The sequence below is a fragment of the Acinetobacter sp. YH16031 genome (assembly GCF_013417335.1).
In the GTDB taxonomy this organism is placed as follows: Bacteria; Pseudomonadota; Gammaproteobacteria; order Pseudomonadales; family Moraxellaceae; genus Acinetobacter.
The window spans coordinates 1-1,848 of the sequence record NZ_VPED01000129.1; the positions used below are offsets into that span (position 1 = coordinate 1).

The following is a 1,848-nucleotide window of genomic DNA, read 5'->3' on the forward strand; positions in this document are numbered from 1 at the left end:
GATGGTATGAGTGTTGAAACTTTAGAACAAAAAATTGCAAAGCAAGAAGAACGATTAAGACAACTAAAAGCACAAAAACAAGCTATTGCTGCTCGTGAAAAAAAGAAAAATTCTGATCGACAAAGAAAAGATGATACTAGACGTAAAATTCTACTGGGGGCTTGGGTTCTAAACAAACTGAAAAATGATGAATCTTTTAAGGGTCAACTAACCGATTTTGAAAAGTTTTTAAGCACGGAAAGTAAGACTGAAGAAAATAGGCAGAAAGATAAAGATCTTTTTAATGGCGTTATATGGAATAACACCTAAATTTCGCATATGAGATTTTGTATTAAATAAAAAAACAATCCCCTAAAAATAGGGGATCTTGTTAGTAATGGAATCGACATTGAATTATAGAGATTCGTTCATCTGTCACTTCATAAACTAATCTATGCTTTTCATCAATCCTACGACTCCAAAATCCTGAAAGATTAGCTTTTAAAGGTTCTGGTTTTCCTGTTCCTTCAAAAGGTGTTCGCTGACATTCTTTGATTAAGGTATTAATACGCTTAAGTATCTTTTTATCCTGTGTCTGCCAATAGATATATTCATCCCAGGCATTATCAGTCCATTCGACGTTACGATTCGTCATCCTCAATCAACTCTCTGTGTTTTGTTTTCCCTGCACGTAATTGAGCAATTGATTCATTTAAACGACTTGCATTATTTGGAGATGAAAGGAGATATAACGTTTCCATTAAGCTATCGTAATGATCTTGTCCCATTACTACAGCATGGCCACCTTCTTTTCTTGTAATAAAAGCAACGTCTACATCATCAATTACTTTATCTAAAACAGATTTTAAATTGTTACGTGCGTCCGTATATGTAAATACATGCATATATCTATCCCTCATAGGGTAAGCTGCGTCAAAACGCTGCTAGCTAGACTACCTAGGCGGTAGTGATTGAAACTTTACAATCCTAAATGTACAGAATCCTGTACATATTGTCAATTTCGTATAACCACCATTATGTTAAATTATGGTCTATTCATTAAATAACGGGGACTTCATGAACAAATTAATATACTTCATCATTCTTAATATTCTTTTAATTGGTTCTGTTTATGCTGAAAAAAATAAATTTTTAAATATGGCTCAAAGTAAAGTAAAGCAGGAAATGAAAGATCCTGACTCTACAAAGTTTCAAAATTTAAGGGAAATCAAAAATTCTGTTGGTGAGAGTGTGGTTTGTGGTGAAGTAAATGCTAAAAATTCCTATGGAGGATATGTTGGATATCATTTATTTTCGTATAGTCCGGATGGGGTTGTAATTTTAAATTCACCAAAAGATAGCGATTATTATAGAAATAAGTTTATTTATGACAAATCTGGCTGTGCAGGTGAAAAAGAAGAATTTTTAGCTCGAAATAAAGATATGTTCAAAAATTACTGTTTGGTTGCATATGACCTTTTTACAGACGTAATAGTAAATAATAAAACGAATTTAGATGCTATTACTTATGCCATGAGTAATTATCAAAAATATAATTTGAGTGTTTTTAATAATGATCTAGATAAAGCAAAAACAGATTTATTAGCAAATTTGGAACAAGTATTACAATCTAAAGAGACTGTAAAAAAAATTAAAAAAGATAAAAACGGAATGTTTAAAGCTCAATATATGTTTATTTGTCCTATAAGCATGGAAAAAAAATATATTTTTGAAAAGTAATGAAAAGAGAAAATTATTGAGTTTTCCTACAATTAACATAATACACGTTATACGAATTCCCAAGGCATGGCTTTTAGTCATGCTTTTTTTATCAAAAGACTATACCTGAATGATAGCGAGCCAAATCGC

Annotated in this window: 4 protein-coding genes; 2 read left to right on the forward strand and 2 right to left on the reverse strand. The window is 31.2% G+C overall.

Annotation, left to right across the window (positions count from 1 at the left end; translation table 11 throughout):
• Positions 1–6: 6 nt before the first annotated feature.
• Positions 7–309, forward strand: coding sequence for a hypothetical protein (locus FTV31_RS16540; RefSeq protein WP_000110201.1), 303 nt, complete (start codon positions 7–9; stop codon positions 307–309).
• A gap of 61 nt (positions 310–370) precedes the next feature.
• Here the strand turns inward: FTV31_RS16540 and FTV31_RS16545 are convergent, their stop codons facing one another.
• On the reverse strand, positions 371–634 hold the full coding sequence (locus tag FTV31_RS16545; protein ID WP_000184943.1) for a Txe/YoeB family addiction module toxin: 264 nt from the start codon (positions 632–634) through the stop codon (positions 371–373).
• Positions 621–884, reverse strand: coding sequence for a type II toxin-antitoxin system Phd/YefM family antitoxin (locus FTV31_RS16550; RefSeq protein ID WP_000557944.1), 264 nt, complete (start codon positions 882–884; stop codon positions 621–623). The genes FTV31_RS16545 and FTV31_RS16550 overlap by 14 nt, the downstream gene beginning before the upstream one ends.
• Positions 885–1,056: 172 nt before the next feature.
• Between FTV31_RS16550 and FTV31_RS16555 the strand changes: the two genes are divergently transcribed.
• On the forward strand, positions 1,057–1,719 hold the full coding sequence (locus FTV31_RS16555; protein ID WP_057692831.1) for a hypothetical protein: 663 nt from the start codon (positions 1,057–1,059) through the stop codon (positions 1,717–1,719).
• The last annotated feature ends 129 nt before the right edge of the window (positions 1,720–1,848 follow it).

Coding starts and splice junctions, on each gene's coding strand:
- FTV31_RS16540 (WP_000110201.1), top strand. CDS start 7: ATGAGTGTTGAAACTTTAGAACAAAAAATTGCAAAGCAAGAAGAACGA.
- FTV31_RS16545 (WP_000184943.1), bottom strand. CDS start 634: ATGACGAATCGTAACGTCGAATGGACTGATAATGCCTGGGATGAATAT.
- FTV31_RS16550 (WP_000557944.1), bottom strand. CDS start 884: ATGCATGTATTTACATATACGGACGCACGTAACAATTTAAAATCTGTT.
- FTV31_RS16555 (WP_057692831.1), top strand. CDS start 1,057: ATGAACAAATTAATATACTTCATCATTCTTAATATTCTTTTAATTGGT.